This window comes from Amycolatopsis sp. lyj-90 (assembly GCF_046549035.1).
Taxonomy (GTDB): Bacteria; Actinomycetota; Actinomycetes; order Mycobacteriales; family Pseudonocardiaceae; genus Amycolatopsis.
Window position 1 is genome coordinate 1,080,769 of record NZ_JAJPWP010000002.1, and the last position, 20,315, is coordinate 1,101,083.

At 70.0% G+C, this 20,315-nt stretch carries 18 protein-coding genes; 4 read left to right on the plus strand and 14 right to left on the minus strand.

Annotated features, from left to right (window positions below; genetic code table 11):
• Positions 1-18 precede the first annotated feature (18 nt).
• Positions 19-735: an LON peptidase substrate-binding domain-containing protein gene (locus tag ACLJPX_RS10960; RefSeq protein ID WP_101609468.1), complete on the plus strand. Its 717-nt coding sequence runs from the start codon at positions 19-21 to the stop codon at positions 733-735.
• 78 nt (positions 736-813) lie between these two features.
• On the opposite strand, the gene ACLJPX_RS10965 is transcribed toward ACLJPX_RS10960, so the two are convergent.
• From ACLJPX_RS10965 to ACLJPX_RS11010, 10 genes are all read right to left on the minus strand, one after another.
• On the minus strand, positions 814-1,860 hold the full coding sequence (locus tag ACLJPX_RS10965) for a M48 family metallopeptidase (protein WP_101609469.1): 1,047 nt from the start codon (positions 1,858-1,860) through the stop codon (positions 814-816).
• Between the two features lie 97 nt (positions 1,861-1,957).
• The gene (locus ACLJPX_RS10970) at positions 1,958-2,563 is read right to left on the minus strand and encodes a DUF2567 domain-containing protein (protein ID WP_101609470.1); all 606 of its coding nucleotides are present in this window, start codon (positions 2,561-2,563) and stop codon (positions 1,958-1,960) included.
• A gap of 84 nt (positions 2,564-2,647) precedes the next feature.
• Positions 2,648-2,851: a hypothetical protein gene (locus tag ACLJPX_RS10975; RefSeq protein WP_101609471.1), complete on the minus strand. Its 204-nt coding sequence runs from the start codon at positions 2,849-2,851 to the stop codon at positions 2,648-2,650.
• On the minus strand, positions 2,838-3,854 hold the full coding sequence (bioB, locus tag ACLJPX_RS10980) for a biotin synthase BioB (protein ID WP_101609472.1): 1,017 nt from the start codon (positions 3,852-3,854) through the stop codon (positions 2,838-2,840). The genes ACLJPX_RS10975 and bioB overlap by 14 nt, the downstream gene beginning before the upstream one ends.
• Positions 3,855-3,938: 84 nt before the next feature.
• Positions 3,939-4,655, minus strand: a complete 717-nt coding sequence (gene bioD, locus ACLJPX_RS10985) for a dethiobiotin synthase (RefSeq protein WP_410600047.1) — start codon at positions 4,653-4,655, stop codon at positions 3,939-3,941.
• 114 nt (positions 4,656-4,769) lie between these two features.
• Positions 4,770-6,974, minus strand: a complete 2,205-nt coding sequence (locus tag ACLJPX_RS10990; protein WP_410599958.1) for a SulP family inorganic anion transporter — start codon at positions 6,972-6,974, stop codon at positions 4,770-4,772.
• 218 nt (positions 6,975-7,192) lie between these two features.
• Positions 7,193-9,451 (minus strand): bifunctional SulP family inorganic anion transporter/carbonic anhydrase, encoded by a 2,259-nt coding sequence (locus tag ACLJPX_RS10995; protein WP_410599959.1) that lies wholly within the window; start codon positions 9,449-9,451, stop codon positions 7,193-7,195.
• Between the two features lie 239 nt (positions 9,452-9,690).
• Positions 9,691-10,971, minus strand: coding sequence for an adenosylmethionine--8-amino-7-oxononanoate transaminase (locus ACLJPX_RS11000; protein WP_410599960.1), 1,281 nt, complete (start codon positions 10,969-10,971; stop codon positions 9,691-9,693).
• A gap of 25 nt (positions 10,972-10,996) precedes the next feature.
• Positions 10,997-12,199 carry a cytochrome P450 family protein gene (locus ACLJPX_RS11005; protein WP_410599961.1) on the minus strand — a complete coding sequence of 401 codons (1,203 nt, stop codon included), beginning with the start codon at positions 12,197-12,199 and terminating at the stop codon, positions 10,997-10,999.
• A gap of 25 nt (positions 12,200-12,224) precedes the next feature.
• The gene (locus tag ACLJPX_RS11010; RefSeq protein ID WP_410599962.1) at positions 12,225-12,578 is read right to left on the minus strand and encodes an SRPBCC domain-containing protein; all 354 of its coding nucleotides are present in this window, start codon (positions 12,576-12,578) and stop codon (positions 12,225-12,227) included.
• Positions 12,579-12,702: 124 nt separating this feature from the next.
• Between ACLJPX_RS11010 and ACLJPX_RS11015 the strand changes: the two genes are divergently transcribed.
• Positions 12,703-13,326, plus strand: a complete 624-nt coding sequence (locus ACLJPX_RS11015; protein ID WP_410599963.1) for a uridine kinase — start codon at positions 12,703-12,705, stop codon at positions 13,324-13,326.
• 4 nt (positions 13,327-13,330) lie between these two features.
• Here ACLJPX_RS11015 and ACLJPX_RS11020 read toward each other — a convergent pair whose 3' ends face one another.
• The 4 genes from ACLJPX_RS11020 to ACLJPX_RS11035 form a co-directional block, all read right to left on the minus strand.
• A complete protein-coding gene (locus ACLJPX_RS11020) occupies positions 13,331-14,488 on the minus strand; it encodes a glycosyltransferase family 4 protein (protein ID WP_410599964.1) in 1,158 nt (385 codons plus the stop codon).
• Between the two features lie 76 nt (positions 14,489-14,564).
• Positions 14,565-15,617, minus strand: coding sequence for a C40 family peptidase (locus tag ACLJPX_RS11025; protein WP_410599965.1), 1,053 nt, complete (start codon positions 15,615-15,617; stop codon positions 14,565-14,567).
• A 448-nt stretch (positions 15,618-16,065) separates the two neighbouring features.
• Positions 16,066-16,308, minus strand: a complete 243-nt coding sequence (locus ACLJPX_RS11030) for a hypothetical protein (RefSeq protein WP_101613393.1) — start codon at positions 16,306-16,308, stop codon at positions 16,066-16,068.
• Between the two features lie 391 nt (positions 16,309-16,699).
• Complete coding sequence (locus ACLJPX_RS11035) at positions 16,700-18,082, minus strand: NYN domain-containing protein (protein ID WP_410599966.1); 1,383 nt, start codon at positions 18,080-18,082, stop codon at positions 16,700-16,702.
• A 96-nt stretch (positions 18,083-18,178) separates the two neighbouring features.
• Between ACLJPX_RS11035 and ACLJPX_RS11040 the strand changes: the two genes are divergently transcribed.
• Together ACLJPX_RS11040 and ACLJPX_RS11045 are read left to right on the plus strand one after the other, a co-directional pair.
• Positions 18,179-19,897 carry a DEDD exonuclease domain-containing protein gene (locus ACLJPX_RS11040; protein ID WP_410599967.1) on the plus strand — a complete coding sequence of 573 codons (1,719 nt, stop codon included), beginning with the start codon at positions 18,179-18,181 and terminating at the stop codon, positions 19,895-19,897.
• Between the two features lie 60 nt (positions 19,898-19,957).
• A complete protein-coding gene (locus ACLJPX_RS11045; protein ID WP_005154220.1) occupies positions 19,958-20,242 on the plus strand; it encodes an Lrp/AsnC family transcriptional regulator in 285 nt (94 codons plus the stop codon).
• Positions 20,243-20,315: the final 73 nt, after the last annotated feature.

The following is a 20,315-nucleotide window of genomic DNA, read 5'->3' on the forward strand; positions in this document are numbered from 1 at the left end:
TGCCCGTACCTTGAACGGGTGACCGAGCCGAGCGATGAGTCCACCGGGAAGGCGATCTTGCCGCTGTTCCCGCTACAGACCGTGCTTCTGCCCGGAACACACCTCCCTCTGCACATTTTCGAACCGCGGTACCGGCAGCTGATGACCGACCTCGTCGGTGACGTCATCCCGGACCGCGAATTCGGGGTCGTCGCGCTGCGTTCGGCGATGATCCGGGAGGTGAGCGGGCCCGAGCACGTCCACGAAGTCGGCTGCAGCACGGTGCTGCGCGAGGCGAAGCGGCTGCCGGACGGCAGATTCGACGTCGTCACCACCGCGCGGCGCCGGTTCCGGCTGCTCGAAATCGACCGCGTCTCCGCGCCCTACCTGATCGGCTCGGTCGAATGGATACCCGACGACCGGGTCTCGTCGGTGCACGGCGACACCGTCGCCAGGCTCGCCGACGTCGCCAAGGCCGCGCACCGGCGCTACTGCGAGTCCGCCTGGCACGCCGACGACTGGACCACCCCGCCCGACGACGGCGACATCGCGGCGCTCGCGTACCGGCTCACCGCCGACTGCCTGCTCCCGATGGAGGACCGGCAGCGCCTGCTGGAGGAGTCCAACCCGCTGCGGCGGCTGCGGATCGCGTGCCGGCTGCTGACGCGGGAGGCCGGGTTCCTCAGCACGCTCGGCGCGGTCCCGATGCCGCCGGGGGAACTCGGTGAGTTCACGCGCCCCTCGAACCTGAACTGAGCGGGCCCGCCGGATGCTATGAAAGGCCCGTTACTTGCAAATTTTGCAAGTAACGGGCCTTTCATAGCGCGCGAGGGGCTACTTACCGGACTCCGGGGTGCTGTCGGAGCCGTTGCCGAACTTGTTCCACACCTTGCCCGCCGCACCGGACACCGCCTCGCCGACGTCGCTGAACACCTTCGTGAGCGGGTCGGCCGAGCTGTTCCAGGAATCCTTGTAGGACTTCGCGGCCGACTTCAGGTCGTCGGTCCAGGTGGAGGAGGGCGCGTCCGCGTCGCGGCGCGGGTACTGGCCCGCCAGGATCGCCCGGTACTCCTCGGAAGCGGCCCACTTCTGCAGTTGCGCGGCCCGCACGACGGCCAGCGGATGCGACATCGTCTCGACGTAGCGCAGCTTCAGGTAGCTGTCGCGGATGTCGTCGACCGATTCGTACTCGGCCGCCTGCTGCAGGAACGCCGGGATGTCGATCTTCGAGGGGTCGATGCCGCCCGCGACCAGGATCTGCGACCGCAGCGCCGCCGTCGGGTCCTGCGAGCACAGCAGCCCGGCGCGGTCGCACGACAGTTCGGCCTTGCGGTACCACTCGCGCAGCGCGGCGATGACGACGCGGATGCCGATCGCGCTCACCGGCGTCCACGACATCGACATCTGCAGGCCGATCAGCCGGAGCATGATGGTGCGGTACACCGCGTGCCCGGACAGCACGTGCCCCATCTCGTGCCCGATCACGAACCGCAGCGACGCGAGATCCATCGCCTCGACGGCCGCGGTGTTGAGCACGATGAACGGCTCGTCCATGCCGATCGTCTGCGCGTTGACCTCGGGACTGCGGGCGACGTACAGGTTCGGCACGCGCTCGAGGTCGAGGGTCTCGGCGCATTCGTTGCGGAGCTTGTCCAGTTCCGGGTACTGCTTCGGGCCCACCCGGATCCCGGACGCGAGCGCCATGAGCCGCTCGCCGCGTTCGGAGTAGAAGCCCGAAACCGCCTTCACGACCTGCGCGAATCCGGGAACCGCGCGCAGGGTGGCCAGCGCGCCGCGGTCGACGGGGTGTTCGTAGGCACGCGGGCTGATACCCGGGAAGCGGACGGCGTTGTGCCGGGAAACCTCGATGTCGTCGGTCAAGAAAAGTCCCCCCTTGCCCCCGCCACCACCCTCAACGGAGGCGCTAGCGCCCAGTATCAAATCTAGAGAAGTTGCCGCCCACCCTAGAGGAAATTCGTCAGCCGAGGCGGCGACCCAGATCTTCTCGCCCGTTCCACGCGGTCAGCAGCGTGTACACCAGCGTGGTCATCAGCGGCGCGGCGAGCATGATCCACGTCGATTCGAGCTGTGGCGCCTTCGCGATGACGTCGCCGACGGCCGGTGCCGCGGCGATCTCGTAGCGGCCGTTGGCGAACGAGACGCCCATCGTCGCGCCCAGCCAGCCCGCGAGGGTCGCGCCGCCGGTCGCGGCGATCAGCACGACCGGACCGCGGCGTTCCCGCAGCATCCAGGTCACGACGCCGATCAGCAGCCCGGCGCCGAGCGCGAGGAAACCGTAGATCGCGAGGTCGTCGAAGCGGTGCCAGCTCTCCAGTTCCAGCGGCGCGAGACCGCCGCGGTCGTTGATCACGCGCATCCGCTGCGGCGGCGCGAGCCGCGACCACAGCCAGGCCAGCGGGAAGCCGAGCAGGCCCGCCGTGGACAGCACGCTGACCGCCGGCAGCAGATCGGCCTTGATGACGACCTTCGGGTGCGGGCGGCGCGGCCTCGGCAGCACGGGCACCGACCAGGGGTCGGACACGCTGGAAGACAGGTGTGCCGGTTTTCCCGACGTCTCGCCCAACCCGGACTCCTCCCTCACGCAGCTTGAGCAGAGCGTAACCAATGACGCTCCCAGCGCACGCAACCCGGCACCGAGTCGCGGGAATCAGCCGGCGAGTTCACCGTGACGGCTGCACCGGGCCGTCCAGCCCACCGGGGTGATCTGGACGACCATCCGCCGCGCGCAGAACGTGCAGTAGCGCGGCGGTTCGAGGGCCGTTCTCGGGTTGTGGCAAGCGGGATGTTCCGCGCCGCCGTCGGACGGCTGTCCACAGTGGACGCAGAACGCAGGTCGGTCAGAGGACGTCACTGATCGCCTTCACCGGCATCTTCAGCTCGTCGAGCATCTCCAGGTCCGCGGTGGCCGGGCGGCCGAGGTTGGTCAGGTAGTTGCCGACGATGATCGCGTTGATGCCGCCGAGCATGCCCTGCTTGGTGCCCAGGTCGCCGAAGGTCAGCTCACGGCCGCCGGAGAAGCGCAGCAGCGGGCGGGGCATCGCCAGCCGGAACGCGGCGACGGTGCGCAGCGCGTCCTTGCCTTCGACGACCTCGTAGCCCTCGTACGGCGTTCCCGGCTGCGGGATGAGGAAGTTCATCGTGCACTCGTCCGGGTTCAGCTCGGCCAGCTGCGCGGCGAACTCGGCGCGCTGTTCGACGCTCTCCCCCATGCCGATGATGCCGCCGCAGCAGACCTCCATGCCCGCCTCGCGGATCATGCGCAGGGTCTCCCAGCGCTCTTCCCACGTGTGCGTGGTGACGACGTTCGCGAAATGCGAGCGCGCGGTCTCCAGGTTGTGGTTGTAGCGGTGCACGCCCATCTCGACGAGCTCGTCGACCTGTTCCTGGGTGAGCATGCCGAGCGAGCAGGCGATCTGGATGTCGTTGCCGTCCTCGCGGATGGCCTTGATCCCCTCGCGGACCTGCGAGAGCAGCCGCTTGTCGGGACCGCGGACGGCGGCGACGATGCAGAACTCGGTCGCGCCGGTCTCGACGGTCTGACGGGCGGCCTTGACCAGGCCGGGGATGTCCAGCCACGCCGAACGCACCGGCGTCGGGAAGCGGCCGGACTGCGAGCAGAAGTGGCAGTCCTCGGGGCAGCCGCCGGTCTTGAGGCTGATGATGCCCTCGACCTCGACCTCGGGGCCGCACCAGCGCATCCGCACCTCGTGGGCCAGCGCCAGCAGATCGGTCAGGTGGTCGTCGCCGAGCCGCAGGACTTCGAGGAGCTGCTCCTCGCCGAGGCCGACGCCACGCTCGAGGACCTGTTCACGCGCCACGGCGAGGATGTCGACGGTCTCCGGGGCTGTGGTCACGAGGCGGCTCCTGTTCGGGGTGGGGCGTCAAAGCAAAGGCACATCATCGTGCACGACCGGGCGTCCCGGACACAGCGACGCAGATCACTTCTGCGCCGACGCGCGGCCGACGAAGCATTCCGGATCGAACTCCCCGCCGAACCACGGCGAGAGACCCGCCCTGGCCCGGGCGGCGAACTCCTCGGGCTCCGCCGAGCCCAGGCCGGCGGGCAGCACGCCCAGCAGCGGGGCGCCGGCGGCGACCGGCAGGTCCCGCAGGTTCGACACCGCGGCCAGATCGGGCTCGTCGGGCCATGAGCCGATGATCACCCCGGCCACGGTGAGCCCGCGTTTGGTCGCGACCTCGGCGGTCAGGGCGGTCGCGTTGAGCGTGCCCAGCCCGGCCTCGGCCACGACGATCACCAGCGCGCCGAGCGACCAGGCGACGTCGGCCAGCGAGGCGCCGTCGGCGTCGAACCGGACCAGCAGCCCGCCCGCGCCCTCGACGAGGGTGAGGTCGTGTTCGCCGTCGAGATCGCTCGCCGCGGCGGCGATCTCGCTCGGGGACAACGTCGGCAGCCCGGAAAGCCTGGAGGCCGCCTCGGGTGACAGCGGATCCGGATATCGCCGCAGCTCACGCGTGGTGACCGGCCCGGCGAGGCGGAGGACGTCGTCGAGGTCGCCCGGCTCGTCAGGACCCACCCCGGTCTGCGCCGGTTTCAGCACGGCGACGCGTTGGCCCTGCCCGGCGGCCAGCGCGGCGATGGCGGCGGTGGTGATCGTCTTGCCGACACCGGTTCCGGTGCCGGTTATGACCAGCATGCTCACGTGGGTTGAATCTAGTGGGTCGGCCTGGAGGAGAGCTGAAGGGGACCATCCCCGCATGCGATCGGGTGAAGGACGCTTCGGCCCCATCGCATGCGGGTAAGGCGTCCTTCAGCTCCCGGAGGTGGTCACGGCCCCGACGGGAGTGAACGACGGGCTGCCGTCGTCGGTCAGGTAGACCTGAGCGGCCCCGACGTCGAAGTACATCCCGGTCAGGTGCAGTTCGCCGCGTGCCTCGGCCTCGGCGATCAGCGGGTAGTGGCGCAGGTGCTCCAGCTGCTGCAGCACGTTCTGCAGGGCCAGCCGGTTGACCTCGGTGTCCGGGCGTTCGCCGTCGAGGGTCACCGGGCCCTTGCGCTTGGCGCTCGGCTCGGCGTGCCGCAGCCAGGAGGCCAGCATCGGCGCGCCGTCGGGAGCGCCGGTGGCCAGCGCCTGCATCGCACCGCAGCCGGAATGCCCGCAGACCACGATTTCGCGCACCTTCAGCACGCCGACGGCGAACTCGACGGTGGCCCCCATCGACGGGTCGGCACGCCGGGCGGGCACCAGGTTCCCGATGTTGCGGACGGTGAACAGGTCGCCGGGACCGCTGGTGGTGATCATGTTCGGCACGATCCGCGCGTCACCGCAGGTGATGAACAGGGTGTGCGGTGACTGGCCGCCCGCCAGCTTGCTGAGCGCGGGCTGCATGAGCGCCGCGGTGCGCCGCTGGAATTCGGTCGCCCCGCGCAGTGTCGGACCGCCGCGCTGGCCGGGCACCTGGACGTCCTTGGCCTGCCAGTCGGACCACGGCGCGAGGAGCCGCGGCACCGAGCGCACCGCGTCCGTCCTGGTCAGGGTGGGATCGCCGGATTTGCCGTTGGCGAACCACGGATGCCCGACCTCGTCGACGATCACCTCGCCGCCGGTGCGCTCGTGTCCCTGCTGCCAGTTCGAAAGGCTCTCGAAGGCGGCGTGGTCGAGGTAGTCGACGACCAGCTCCAGGGTCACCTTCGCGCCGTCGGGCACGGTCGCGAGCACGCGGCTGAGCCTCGGCACCGAAAGGAATGTCAGGACGCCTTCGACGACGACGCGCCACTCCTCACCGTCGCGTTCGGCGTGGATCCCGGACCACACCGTGCGCCGCAGCATCAGCAGCACCGAGAGCGCGATGCCGAGCAGGACACCCGTGAGCAGGTCGAAGACGACGACACCGGCGAGTGTCAGCAGGTACAGCCCGAGGTCACCGTGTTTGAGGACCTGTTTCATGTGGCCGGGGTTGACCAGTTTCGCGCCGACGTGGACGAGCAGGCCCGCCAGCGCGGCGAGCGGGATGTTCTGGATCAGCCCGGCGAACGCGGCGACGAACACCAGGATCCAGACCCCGTGCAGGATCGCCGAGGTGCGGGTGCGGGCACCGGCGGCGACGTTGGTCGAGCTGCGGACGATCACGCCGGTGACCGGGAGGCCGCCCAGCGCGCCGGAGGTCATGTTCGCGGCGCCCTGTCCGATCAGTTCGCGGTCGAGGTTCGACCGCGGCCCGGTGTGCATCTTGTCGACCGCGACGGCCGAGAGCAGGCTTTCCACGCTGGCGATCAGGGCGATGGTGATGACGGCGACGGCGAACGCGCCCCAGCCGGTGCCCGGGAATTCGGGTGCGAAGCGGATGTTGAGCAGGTCACCCGGCAGCGTGACGCGGGGCAGGGTCATCCCGGTGGCGACGGACAGCACGGTCACCAGCGCGATCGCGGCGAGCGGGCCGGGCACCTTGCGGACGGCCTTGGGCAGCCTCGGCCACAGCAGCAGGATGCCGATGGTGAGCACGCCGATCAGCGCGGCGGTGTCGTGGTGGCCGACGATCTGCGCGGGCAGTTCGGCGATGTTCTTGAGCGCGGAGCTCTGCGCCGATCCGCCCAGCACGACGTGCAGCTGGCCGAGGACGATCGTGACGCCGATCCCGGCGAGCATGCCGTGGACGATGGCGGGTGAGATCGCGAGCGCGGCGCGCGCGATGCGGCTCAGCCCGAGCAGGATCTGGAGCGCGCCCGCGGCGACGGTGATCGCGCAGGTGGTGGCCCAGCCGAAGGTCGCGATCGTTTCGGCCATGATCACCGTCAGACCGGCGGCCGGACCGCTGACCTGAAGCGGGGAGCCGCCGAGCGCGCCGGCGACCACACCTCCCACCACGGCCGCGATCAGCCCCGCGACGATCGGCGCTCCTGACGCGAGAGCGATCCCGAGTGACAGCGGGACGGCGACGAGGAACACCACCAACGAGGCGGGCACGTCGTGACGAAGCACGGCGAGGGGTCGGGGCTTTTCTGAACTGGCCAGCATGATCACCAGGAAACTGGTGAATTGTCCGATATGCACCACCTGATCGAGTGAATATCACCCCACAGTCGAGTGGCGTGGCCCACTTTCGCGTTCTTTCGTTGCTTTGAGATGTCCTCAGCATTTCGAAAAGCCTTACGGGCTCCCAAATATTGGGATTCAGGCCGTCGATCGCGAATGACATTCGGGTTTCGGTGGGGACCGGGTGTGCCGCGAAAAGGCTAGGACTTCACCGGGGTGGCGGCCGACGTGAACGACCGGTGCGCCGCGTCGAGCAGGTAGACGTTCGCCTTGCCGACGTCGAAGTACATCCCGGTGAGCCGGAGTTCGCCCCGGGCCAGCGCGGCGTCCACGACCGGGTACGAGCGCAGGTTTTCCAGTTGCTGCACGACATTGTGCAGAGCGAGCCGGTCGGCCTCGTGATCGGGACGGGCGCCGTCGAGCAGCACCGGCCCCTCGCTTTCCCGGCGCCGCATCGTCGCTTCGCCGTGGCGCAGCCAGCTGCCCAGGTGCACGAGTCCGGTGGGCGCGTCCCCGAGCAGCGCCTTCATCGCTCCGCAGCCGGAATGCCCGCACACCACCACTTCCCGCACCCGCAGCAGACCGACGGCGTACTCGATCGCCGCCCCGACGGAGAAATCCGCCTCGGCACTGGCGTGCGGAACGAGGTTTCCGATGTTCCGCACGGTGAACAGGTCACCCGGTCCGCTGGTGGTGATCAGGTTCGGCACGATCCGCGCGTCGCCGCAGGTGACGAACAGCGTGTGCGGCTGCTGCCCGTTCGCCAGCCCGTCCCAGGTCCGCCGCAGCAGCGGCGCGGTCCTCCGCTGGAACTCGGAAGCACCGCGGCACAACGGAACGCTGCCGCCGCGCTGGCCCGGCAGTTCGAGATGCTCCGCCTGCCATTCCGACCACGGCGCGAGCCAGCGCGGCACCACCCGGGACGCGACACCGCGCCGCACGGTCGGCACGCCCGCCTTGCCTCGCCCGAACCACGGATGCCCGATCTCGTCGACGACCACGACTCCCCCGGCCCGCTCGTGCGCGCGCTGCCAGCCGCGCAGGCAATCGAAAGCGGCGTGGTCGAGATAGTCGACGAAGAGTTCCAGCGTCACTTCCGAACCCGCGGGGACTCCGGCGAGAATGGTCGTGAGCCTTGGCACGGAAAGGAAAGTGAGCGCGCCTTCGATGACGACGCGGGTCCGCGCGCCGTCCGGTTCGATGTGGATCCCGGAGAACAGCATCCGGCGCAGCATGAGCACGAGCGCCACCGCGACCCCCGCGGCGACCCCGGTGAGCAGGTTGACGGCGACCGCGCCGGTCAGGGTCGCGAGGTAGACCGGCAGGTCGCCGTGGCGGCGGACCTCACGGAGGTTGGTGACGTTGACCAGTTTGGCGCCGACGTAGACGAGGAGCCCGGCGAGGGCGGCGAGCGGGATCAGCCGCAGCGCGCCGGCCAGGAACAGGCAGCAGCCGAGAATCCAGGCGCTGTGCAGGATCGCCGACATCCGGGTCCGGGCGCCCGCTTCGAAGTTGGTCATGGTGCGCACGACGACGCCGGTGACCGGGAATCCGCCGAGCGAGCCCGCGGCGACGTTCGCCAGGCCCTGGCCGACGAGTTCGCGGTTGAGGTCGGTGCGGGGACCGTCACGCAGTTTGTCGACGGCGAGGACCGAGAGCAGGCTTTCCAGGCTGGCGATGAGCGCGATGGTGAAGACGGCCGCGGTGATCGCCGCCCAGGACCCTGACGGCGCCTCGGGCACGAAACCCAGCCCTGGCAAGCCGTTCGGGAGGTCGACGCGCGGCAGGTCCATCCCGGCCGCGACGGAAAGCCCGGTGGCCAGCACGACGGCGGCCAGCGGACCGGGGACGCGGCGCACCGGACGCGGCATCCGGGTCCACGCCAGCAGGACACCGACGGTGACCACGCCGATCAGCGCGGCCTGGTCGTGGTGGCCGACGATCTGGCCCGGCAGCGCGAGGACGTTCGCGATCGCGGAACCGTGCGCAGCGCCGCCGAGCGCGACGTGCAACTGGCCGAGGACGATGATCAGGCCGATCCCGGCGAGCAGGCCGTGCACGATCGCCGGCGAGATCGCGAGCGCGGCCCTGGCGATCCGGCTGACGCCGAAGAGGATCTGGACCACGCCCGCCGCGGCGGTGATGGCGCAGGTGGCGGCCCAGCCGAAGGTGGCGATGGTCTCCGCGAGGACGACGGTCAGCGCGGCGGACGGTCCGCTGACCTGAAGGGCGGAAGCGCCGAAGAGGCTCGCGACGAGTCCGCCGACGACGGCGGAGACGAGTCCGGCGAGCAGAGGGGCTCCGGCGGCGTGGGCGACGCCGAGCGAAAGCGGGACGGCCACGAGGAAGACGACGACCGAAGCCGGGAGGTCGTGGCGCAGGTTCTTCAGGAGGGTCGATGCGGGGTTGCGGCGGCCCGGGGGCCCGGTGTCGTGCTCGTCACCAACGATGTCGATCATGGGGGCAGGAAACCTGATCGGCGCGCAAAAGTCCGCTACGCAAAGGTTTCTCAGGTTTGCTTGTGCACCGGAGAAATGGGACATAACGGCCTTTTGCGACAAACGCCAGGGTAAACCTCCCGATCGGACTCGCCCGATCGCTTGACCAGGATCAGCTCGAGGTCACGCGCTGTACCGAGCGTGGCCTTTGCGGTTTGCTGTGGCCGTCGTCACACTCTTTAGGTTGAACTTGGCCTATTTCAGGCTTTTTGCGCCGCCGCGACCACGGCCGACGTGATCGTCGCGAGGTCCTCGGCGCCGGAGATGTACGGCGGCATCGTGTAGATCAGGTTCCGGAACGGGCGCAGCCAGACACCGTTCGCGGTGAGGACCTCGGTCGCGATCGCCATGTCCACCGGATGGTCCAGCTCCACCACGCCGATGGCGCCGAGCACCCGCACGTCGGCGACCGCGGGCAGTTCGCGAGCGGGTTCGAGCCCGGCTTTCAGCGCGGCCTCGATCCGCGGGACGTCGGACTTCCAGCCGCCCTCGGCGAGGATCCCCAGCGAGGCGTTGGCCACGGCCGAGGACAGCGGATTCGCCATGAAGGTCGGGCCGTGCGCCAGCACGGGCAGCTCGCCCCGCGAGATCCCGTCGGCGATCTCCGGTGTGCACAGCGCCGCCGCCATCGTCAGATAACCGCCGGTCAGCGCCTTGCCGAGGCACAGGACGTCCGGTGTCACCCCGGCGTGCTCGGCGGCGAACATCTTGCCGGTGCGGCCGAAGCCGGTGGCGATCTCGTCGAAGATCAGCAGGACGTCGTTGGCCTCGGTGAGTTCACGCAGCGCGCGCAAATACGCGGGCGGGTGGAACCGCATGCCGCCGGCACCCTGCACGACCGGCTCGACGATGACCGCGGCCAGCTCGCCCGCGTGCCGCTCGATTTCCGCCGCGAGGACGTCGAGGTAGGCCTGATCGGGCTCGTCGTCGAACCCGCCGGGCGGTTTGGGCAGGAACAGCTGGTCCGGCAGGATCCCGCGCCACAGCGAATGCATCCCGCCGTCGGGGTCGCAGACGCTCATCGGAGTGAACGTGTCGCCGTGGTAGCCGCCGCGCCAGGTCATCAGGCGCCGCTTTTCCTTGCGCCCCAACGACTGCCAGTACTGCAGGCACATCTTGACGCCGACCTCGACCGACACCGACCCGGAGTCGCACAGGAAGACGTGCCGCAGGCCGTCCGGCGTGAGGTCGACCAGCGTCTTCGCCAGCCTGATGGCCGGCTCGTGGGTGAGCCCGCCGAACATCACGTGACTCATCCGGCCCGCCTGCTCGGCCAGCGCCGCGTCCAGCACCGGGTTCCGGTAGCCGTGGATCGCCGCCCACCAGGACGACATGCCGTCGACCAGTTCGCGGCCGTCGTCGAGGGTGAGCCGGACCCCGCTCGCCTCGCGGACCAGCAGGGAATCGATCGTGCTCGGCATCGGCCCGTACGGGTGCCAGACGTGTTCCGCGTCGAGCGCGAGGAGTTCGGCGGCGTCCATCCCGCGACCCTATGACACGCCCGCGTCAGCGCAGACGCACAGGGAGGGTTTCGAGACCGTGGACGAGGGTGCTTTCCCGCCACCGCAAGGATTCCGGCTCGGCGTCCAAGCTCAGGAGCGGGAACCTCTCCAGCAGTCCGCGCAACGCGATCCCGGCCTCCAGCCGGGCCAACGGGGCGCCGACGCAGTGGTGGATGCCGTGCCCGAACGCGAGATGCCCGGTCGCCTGCCGCGTGACGTCCAGCCGGTGGGGGTCCTCGAATCGCTCGGCGTCCCGGTTCGCGCCGATCAGGGAGACGAGCACGAACTCACCTTCCGGAATCACGACGTCACCGACCGGCAGGGGCTCGCGCGTGAACCGGATGGTCGCCAAATGGATCGCGCCGTCGTAGCGCAGGAACTCCTCGACCGCACCCGGCAGCAACGCGGGATCGGCACGGAGCGCGGCGAGCTGATCCGGTTCGCGAAGCAGGGCGAACACGCTGTTCGCGATGAGGTTGACCGTCGTCTCGAACCCCGCCACCAGCAGGAGGAACGCCATCGACAGCAGTTCCTCGCCGGAGAGCGAATCGCCCTCGTCACTGGCGTGGATCAGGCCCGAAAGCAGATCCTCGGCGGGCCGCGCGCGCTTCTCCTCGATGAGGTCGACGAGGTACGCGTGCATCTGCGCCGCGGCGTCGCGGAGTTCCTCCGGCGTGGACCAGGCGACCATCGTGTTCGACCACTTCACGAACGACGGCTGGTCGCCCGCGTGCACGCCGAGCAGTTCGCAGATCACCCTGATCGGCAACGGGACGGCGAACGCGGGCAGCAGATCGGTGCGCCCGGCGTCGCCGATCCCGTCCAGCAGTTCCGCGGTGATCTGCTCGATCCTGGGCCGCAGCCGGGAAACCGTCCGCGAGGTGAATGCCTGGTTGACCAGTTTGCGCAGCCGTGTGTGATCCGGCGGATCCGAGTTGAGCATGTGCCCGTTCAGCGCGCGGACGGCGTTGTCACCCGCGGATTCGAAGCCGTCGCGTTCGAAGAGCCGCCGGATCTCGCCCGTGTCCTTGCCCATGCGGGGGTCCGAGAGCACGGCGCGGGCTTCGGCGTGCCCGGTCACGAGCCACACGTCGAGACCGCGCGGCATCCGGACCTTGCGGACCCGGCCTTCTTCCCGCAGCAACGCGGAAATCCGGTGTGGCTCCTGGACGAGATCTTCGGCCAGATTCTTCAGGTTTTCGCGCATCGGCCCGCCTCCCCCGGCGCGCCGGTCAGCGTTCGGCCAGCGCGGCCACCACCCGCTCGGTCACCTCGGTCCAGTATGCCCGCTGTTCCTCGCGCTCGTCGGCGCCCGCGAGCCACTCCTGGTGGAAACGGAACGTGGTCTTCTGCTCGGTGCCGCTCACCGTGATCTGCAGGGTCGAGTCGTGATCCCAGTCCTTCGGCCGCCAGGTCAGCCTCAGCTTGTCGCCCTCGGAACGACCGCGGATCTCGCCGGTCGTGCCGTTGGCCGTTTCGTACGCCTCGCCCAGCTCATGGCCGAGTTCGGCACCCGGCCCGAGCCAGATCCCCACTCCGTCGCGTCCGACCAGGAAGTCCCACACCTGTGCGCTGCTCTGCGGCACAGTTTGGGAAACCCCTACCTGCCAACCACTTCCGGCTGTTTTGGCCACTGCTTTCGTCACCGGCCCATCCTCTCACCGGGTGTACCGTGCGACAGTCACCGGTCCGGGTGGAGGATCTCTGTCTGTGCGCTACCGTCCGATTTCTCCCGCTCTGCTGGTCTCCGAACTGACCGACCGCATCACGGCGATCACCGGCCGCCGCCGGATCGCGGTCGCCGTCGACGGCGCGGCCGGTGCGACCAACACCACAGAACTCGCCGACGCCCTGGTCGATCCCCTGCGGATAGCCGGTCACGCGGCGTTGCGGATCTCGGCGAACGACTTCCTCCGCCCCGCCTCACTGCGTTTCGAACGCGGCAAGGAAGACCCGGACTCGCGCTACAGCGACTGGCTCGACCTCGGCGCCCTGCGCCGCGAGGTGCTCGACCCGCTCGCCGAGGGCGGCAGCGGCCGGGTCCTCCCCTCGCTGTGGGACCCGGTCCGCGATCGCGCCACCCGTGCCGAACGCGTCGAACTGCCCGAAGGCGGCGTCGTGCTGGTGGACGGCGAGTTCCTGTTCGGCGCGGGACTCGCCTTCGACCTGAGCGTGCACCTGTGGCTCTCGCCGTCCGCGCTCAAGCGGCGAGTCCCCGACGAGTGGGCGCTACCCGCTTACGAGCGCTACGAACAGGAAGTCGACCCCACGGCGCTGTCCGACGTGGTGATCCGCGTCGACGACCCGAACCACCCCGCGCGCTACGAACCCTGACCGGCTATCGGATCGCGGCGACCGGGTCGCCGTCGAGCAGCCCGGAAAGCCTGCTCGCCATGGTGTCCCACCGCCAGTTCTCGCCGACCCATTCGCGGCCGGCGGTCCCCATCCGCCGCGCCCGCACCGGATCGTCCAGCAACGCGGCCAGCGTCTCCCTCAACTGCTGTTCGTCACGGCCGTCGACGACGTGCCCGGTGACCTCGTCCAGCACCGTTTCCGGGGCACCGCCGGAGTTCCCGGCGACGACGGGCAGCCCGGTCGCGGAGGCCTCCAGGTACACGATGCCGAGGCCCTCGACGTCGAGCCCCTTCCCGCGGGTCCGCGCCGGCATGGCGAAGACGTCACCCGCGTTGTAGTGCGCGGGCAACTCCTTCCACGGCACCGATCCGGTGATGACCACGTCGTTTTCGAGCCCCAGCGCTCCGACGAGGCCGGTGAGCGTCTTGCGGTACGGGCCGCCGCCGACGATCAGCAGCGCCACGTCCGGGACGCGCCTGCGGAGTTCGGGCAGGATCTTGATGAGCATGTCCTGGCCCTTGCGCGGCACCAGCCGCGAAACGCAGACGATCGTCGGACGGTCGCCGAGACCGTGCCGGTCTCGGATCTCGTTGCCCGCGGCGGCGTCCGGGCGGTAGAGCGCGGTGTCGACGCCGCACGGGAGCATCTCCAGCCCCGCCATCGGGCCGAAAGCGGCCGAGAACCGGGAGCGCGTGTACTTGCTGACGTAAGTGATCACGTCGACGGTGTCACCGATGCGCCGCAACGCCTGCCGCGAGCCCGGAAGCATCGACCAGCCGACCTCGTGGCCGTGCGTCGAGGCCAGGACCCGGCGGGCGCCCGCCGACCGCAGCGGCTGTCCCAGCAGGGCGAGCGGGGCGGCGGCGCCGAACCAGACGGCCTCGCAGTCGCGGGCCCGCATGATCTCCTTCGCCCGCTTGAGAACGTCCGGTGTCGGCAGCATGAGCGACGTCGGATGGCGCACCACCTCGAACGGGGCGGCGGCGTCGAACTCGCCGTGCGAGCCGGTGCTCGATTCCCAGGACGGGGCGTAGACGACGAGGTCGTCCGCGGGCAGGCGGGTGGCCAGCGAGTTCAGGTAGTTCTGGATGCCGCCTGGCCGGGGCGGGAAGTCGTTGGTCACGAGCAGGGTCCTCAGCACTCCTGCAGGCTACTTGGCCCCCGGTACGCGAAAAGGGCGGCACCGCCTGCGCGGTACCGCCCCTTTTCGGTGTTCGTCAAGCCGTCGGGCGACGGGCTCCGACGTAGTTGTTCTGCAGCGGCGACACCTTGACGACGTCGCCGGTGGTCGGCGCGTGCACCATCATGCCGTTGCCGACGTACATGCCGACGTGCGAAACCGGTGAGTTGTAGAACACCAGGTCGCCCGGCTGGAGCTGCGAGCGCTGCACCGGGGCGCCGAAGGTCGACTGCTGACGGCTGGACCGCGGCAGGGTGACACCCGCCTGCTTGTACGCCCACAGCATCAGACCCGAGCAGTCGAACGACGACGGGCCGACGTCACCCCAGCCGTAGGGGCTGCCGAGCTTGCTCTTCGCGGCCGAGAGGGCCGAAGCGGCGGCGGGACCCGGGGCGGGCAGGTTGGGGAACGCGCCGCCCTTGTCCTTCTGGGCGGCCTTGTCCGCGGTGCTCAGGTTGCCGCTGGCCCGCTGGATCTCCTTGAGCTGGTCGTCCAGCGTCTTCTTGCGCGCCTCGATGTCCGTCGTCAGCTTGGAGGCGGAGTCACGGGCGGCGGTGGCCGCACCCTGGGCGTCCGACGCCTGCTTCGCGGCGGCCGCGGCCTGGGCGACGGCACCACTCAGGTTGTTCAGGGCGGTGTTCTTGTTCGCGGCGAGGACCTCGAGCGCCGAAGAGCGCTCCAGGAAGTCCTGGGTCGACGCGCCCGACAGCAGCGAGGACAGCTTGTTCAGCTGCACACCGCTGGTGAACGACGCACCGGCGAACTTGTTGACCTCGGCCTGGAACGTCTTCTCGTCACCGGCCGCCTTGACGCCGATGTCCTTGGCGGCTGCGGCGTCGGCGGTGGCCTTGTCGAGCTCGCCCTGCTTCGCGGTGAGGTCGTCCTTCGCCTTGAGGAGATCCTCGTTCGCCTTCTCGGCCTGTGCCGCGAGGTCGCGGTACTTGGCGAGCGCGTCCGATCCGGAGGGGGGCTGCTGGGGGGCGGGGGCTGGGGCGGCAGTGGCGGCAGGCTGGGCGACCGTTACGGCTGTGATCACCGCGGCCGCGGCCAAAGCTCCTGACACCACGCGCTTGACTGGATGCGACTGCACGGTCGCGCGTGTCTCCTTTGCTGTCGGCCACCTACTCCGGAACCCGGGACGAAGAGGTCGGGGGCCCTCTTCCGCGAAGCCGCGTCGCCGGCCGTGAGGCCCGCGCGGTTCCCCGCGTTTCCCGCCTTGCGCCTGGCCGAGTGCTATCGCAACAGGTTTGGCGCGTGGCTGGTTCTGGTGCAACTCCCCGACAAAGCTGCTTTCAGTGGCGATCCCGTGTCGTCATCTGGCGACGACTTCCGGCCACGAGATCTCGGACAGGTTACGAAACCACGGGCACCGCGTCCACCGTGCCCACCACAAAAACTCTCCGTGATGCGCCGAAACACCTTCGGACCAGCATGAGCGGAAAGTTGTGACGGGCGTTACATCCTGGGGCTTGTCACGACTACCTACCGTTCACCCGATCGGATCGACCACTCGTCGAATGCCCCGGTCGCGGCGTGTCTCAAGCCGTCATCCGGCGCTCCTGACCGACGATCTCGACCATGCGGAGGCGCGGGATCATCCCGGCTTCCGCGAGCGCGTCGACGGCCTTCCGCTCGTCGGCGTCCCATTCGAGCGCCGGGGGCGCGCCGAGGAGAACACTGACGACACAGTCATGACATGCGTCACCGCGGACCGCGCAGCGGTCGCAATCGATGACGAACGTCTCTATGTCCGCTATATCGGCGATGGCCTTGTCGTCCATCTCGGACTCCTCACTTTCAGTGGTGAGGTGCACGTTAAGAGCGACCACCGACAGTTTCCGGACCTCGTGAGCGGTAGGAGCGGAGCGCCGCGGCACGTTCGAGTGTGGAGTGCTCAGCGCGTGCCGGGTGTCGACGATGAAGGAATCGGGACGTTGAGTGTCCCGATTCCTTCATCGTCGAGGCGGGTGTTCCGTTCTCGAAGCCGAGTGGGGAAGATTCCGGACGTTGAACGTCCGGAATCTTCCCCGCTCACACGCCAACCAGCGAGAGCCCCAAGGGATACCGACACAGGGCCGGATTCCTGTAGGTCGGCGCAACTAGGGGTCCGTTAGAACCGTCCTAGCCACTCACGAACCCCACACGCCACCGCACCCTCTAAACGCGGCTGAGCTACACCCGGCTGAGCCTCGACACCAGCACCGCCGAGGGCACCGGATGCGCGCCCTTCCGCCGCACCGAGTCGGCCACCGCGCGGTCCGTGCTCGCGACCACCATCGGCCGCCCGGGCGGCTCGGCCGCGACCAGGGACCGGATGACGTCGTCCGCGAGCACGCCGCGTTCGGAGAACAGCACCCGCACCCCGCGCGGCACCGCCGCGGGCACGGAGAGCACCCCGGCGCCGTCGAACACCACGGTCACCTCCGCGCTGGTCCGCGCGGCCAGCGCGGAAAGCTGGTGGATCAGCCGGTCGCGCTGGTCGGAAAGCGCCAGCTCCGGATAGCCCGTCTTCGTGACGTTGTAGCCGTCGACGATCAGATGCACGTTGGGCAGCGCGAGATGCCTGTCGAGCGCGGTGACGTCCTGGATCTTGCCGCCCGCCCCCAGGCCCGACGTCGCACCGCGGACCATGTCCGCCGGGCGCTGGCCCCGCGCGCTCACCGAGAGTTCCCGGCGCAGCCCGCCGACGGCGCCTTCGATCGTGTCCAGCAGCAGCCCGAGCCGGACCTCGTCGGCCTGACGCGCCTCTCGGGCGGACTGACGGGCGATCTCGGCGTCTGTGACGGCCTTCTCCGCCCGCACCCGCTCAGCCGCGACTCGCTGCCTCTCACGGTCCAACTGGGCCTTCAGCGCCTTGACCTCTTCGGCGCGCTCGGCACCGCCGCTCTCCATTTCGGCGTGAGCCTGCGCGACCGCGTCCTTGGCCTGACGCAGCTGGACACCTTGCTCCCGCAAGCGCTTCAGCAGCTTCTCGACCTCGGCGTCACGTTCGCCCCGCGCGCCACCGGCGATCTCCTTGGCTTCGCGCAAGTCTTCACGCAGCTGCGCCACTTCGGACTCGAGCCGCTGGTTACGGGCGAGCGCGGCGTCGCGTTCTGCACGCAACGCCGTCTCCTCGGCGTTCTTCGCCACCAGCCGGACCCGGCCCGCCGCACCCGCTTCGCCCAGCAACACGGCGGCGGCCGCCGCGGCGACGGAATCGGGGGCGTTCGGGTCGAGGGCGTCCGTGCGGTGGTCGCGCAGCCATTCGGTGACCGCGACCCGGAACTGCGACGACTCCCCCAGCGCGGCGAGCAACGCCGTCCCGCCGAGTTTCGCGCGTTTGGCCGGGGCGAACTTGGCGACCGGGCGCAGCTGCCTCGGCACGTCGGCGACCGGCAGCTTGCCGACGGCGGCGGCCGCCAGCTCGGCGATCCGCTCACGTACGGTCTCCGGCAGGGACGTCCAGCCTTCGGCCGGGACCTCGTCGGACGGCCCACCTGACGACGCCACGACCCCCGAGGGGCCGCCAGTGGCGTCCTCGGGCAGTTCGGGCACTGCGGGCTGCGGCTGCATCGCTCCAGCGTAGGCCCCATGGGCTCAGGGCGCGCTCGATGGGACACCGTGCGCGAATACTGAGATTGTCGGTGCCCACCCCTACTGTGCCCGACCATGGACACCGGACGGCGGCCGGGGGCGGCACAACTCGCCTTCGACGAACTCGGAACACCCTTGCGGGACACCACTTTCGTCGTCTTCGACCTGGAGACCACCGGGACGAAACCCGGGCCGGACGGGATCACCGAGATCGGCGCGGTCAAGGTCCACGCCGGCGAGATCGTCGGCGAGTTCGCCACCTTCGTCAACCCGGGGATGCCGATCCCGCCGCAGATCGTCGAGCTCACCGGCATCACCAGCGCGATGGTCTACGACGCCCCCCGGATCGAGCGCGTCCTGCCGGCGTTCCTCGAGTTCATCTCCGGTGCCGTGCTCGTGGCGCACAACGCCCCCTTCGACACCGGTTTCATGCGCGCGGCCTGCGAGGGGCACGGTTACCGCTGGCCGAAGACGGCCGTCGTCTGCACGGTCCGGCTGGCCCGCCGGGTCATCTCCCGCGACGAGACACCCAGCTACCGGCTTTCCGCGCTGGCCGCGCTGTTCGGGGCGAGGACGACGCCCAACCACCGCGCCCTCGCGGACGCGCGCGCCACAGTGGACGTCCTCCACGCACTGCTCGAACGCGTCGGCAACGTCGGCGTCCACACGCTCGAAGAGCTGCTGGACTACCTGCCCGAGGTGACCCCGGCCCAGCGCCGCAAACGTTCGCTGGCCGAGCATCTGCCGTCGAGGCCCGGGGTCTACCTGTTCCGCGGCCCGAGCGAGGAGGTCCTCTACGTCGGGACGTCGTCCGACCTGCGGCGGCGCGTCCGGCAGTACTTCACCGGCTCGGAAAGCCGCGGGCGGATCCGGGAGATGGTCGCGCTGGCCGAACGGGTCGACACGGTCGAGTGCGCGCACGCGCTGGAGGCCGCGGTCCGGGAGCTGCGGCTGATCGCCGCCCACCGCCCCATGTACAACCGCCGTTCCAAGAACCCGCGGCACGCCTGGTGGGTCTCGCTGACCGAGGAGGCGTTCCCGCGCCTTTCGGTGGTCCGCCTGCCACGGGACGGGACGCTGGGCCCCTTCCGCACCCAGACCGACGCCCGGTCGGCCGCGGACACCCTCGCCGGCGCCACCGGGCTGCGCACGTGCACCCAGCGCATCTCGGCCACCGCGCCGAGCGGCACCCCCTGTGTTCTCGCCGAGCTCGGCCGCTGCGGCGCGCCGTGCGCCGGTCTGCAGACGGTCGAGGCGTACCGGCCCGGCGTGCTGGCGGTGTCCGGTCTCATCGCCGGGACGGACGCCCGCCCGCTGCGGGCCGCCGCCGACCAGCTGGCCCGGCTCGCCGAGGCCGAACACTACGAACAGGCCGCCCAGCACCGCGATCAGCTGGCCGGGCTGATCCGCGCGGTCGGCAGGGCACACCGGCAGTCGGCGCTGGCGGGTATTCCCGAACTGATCGCCGCCGGGCCGGACGGGAAGGGCGGCTGGGAACTCGCGGTGATCCGGCACGGCAGGCTCGCGTCGGCGGGCGTCGCCCGGCGCGGGGTGCCGCCGATGCCGGTGGTCGAGATGCTGGTGGCCTCGGCGGAGACGGTGATCCCCGGTCCAGGGCCGCTCTTCGGCGCGATCTCGGAGGAGGTCGGCATCCTGCTCCGCTGGCTGACCCGCCCGGGGGTCCGGCTCGTGCGCACCACCCACCCGTGGGCCGAGGCGGCCGTCGCGGGCGGCTGGCAGGAGTGGCTCGACCTGGCCGCGAGCGCGACGGCGCTGGAGCGGGTCGCGGGCTAGGATCTTTTTGCCGGGACCAAGCCCGACGGAGACGCGCGACAACGAACACAGGAGGACCCTTTGATCACGGCGATCGTGCTGATCCAGGTCGAAGCCGATGCGATCCCCGAAGCGGCGCAGGCGATCGCGGACATCGAGGGCGTCCGCGAGGTCTACTCCTGCGCGGGCGACGTCGACCTGATCGCTTCGGTCCGCGTCGCGGCCCACGAAGACCTCGCGGATCTGATCCCGGCGAAGATCGGCAAGGTCCCCGGAGTGCTGAGCACGGTCACGCACATCGCGTTCCGCTCGTACTCGAAGGCGGACAGCGAGTCGGCCTTCGACATCGGGGTGGAAGGCGCCTGACAATTCCTTTCCGGACATACGTCGCAAGAGTGATTTCCTGACTCCTCCAGGCGGATCTTGCGCGAATCGGACA

Coding starts and splice junctions, on each gene's coding strand:
- ACLJPX_RS11040 (WP_410599967.1), top strand. CDS start 18,179: ATGGACACCGGACGGCGGCCGGGGGCGGCACAACTCGCCTTCGACGAA.
- ACLJPX_RS10990 (WP_410599958.1), bottom strand. CDS start 6,974: ATGCTGGCCAGTTCAGAAAAGCCCCGACCCCTCGCCGTGCTTCGTCAC.
- ACLJPX_RS11035 (WP_410599966.1), bottom strand. CDS start 18,082: ATGCAGCCGCAGCCCGCAGTGCCCGAACTGCCCGAGGACGCCACTGGC.
- ACLJPX_RS10995 (WP_410599959.1), bottom strand. CDS start 9,451: ATGATCGACATCGTTGGTGACGAGCACGACACCGGGCCCCCGGGCCGC.
- ACLJPX_RS11030 (WP_101613393.1), bottom strand. CDS start 16,308: ATGGACGACAAGGCCATCGCCGATATAGCGGACATAGAGACGTTCGTC.
- ACLJPX_RS11005 (WP_410599961.1), bottom strand. CDS start 12,199: ATGCGCGAAAACCTGAAGAATCTGGCCGAAGATCTCGTCCAGGAGCCA.
- bioD (WP_410600047.1), bottom strand. CDS start 4,655: ATGCTGGTCATAACCGGCACCGGAACCGGTGTCGGCAAGACGATCACC.
- ACLJPX_RS11000 (WP_410599960.1), bottom strand. CDS start 10,971: ATGGACGCCGCCGAACTCCTCGCGCTCGACGCGGAACACGTCTGGCAC.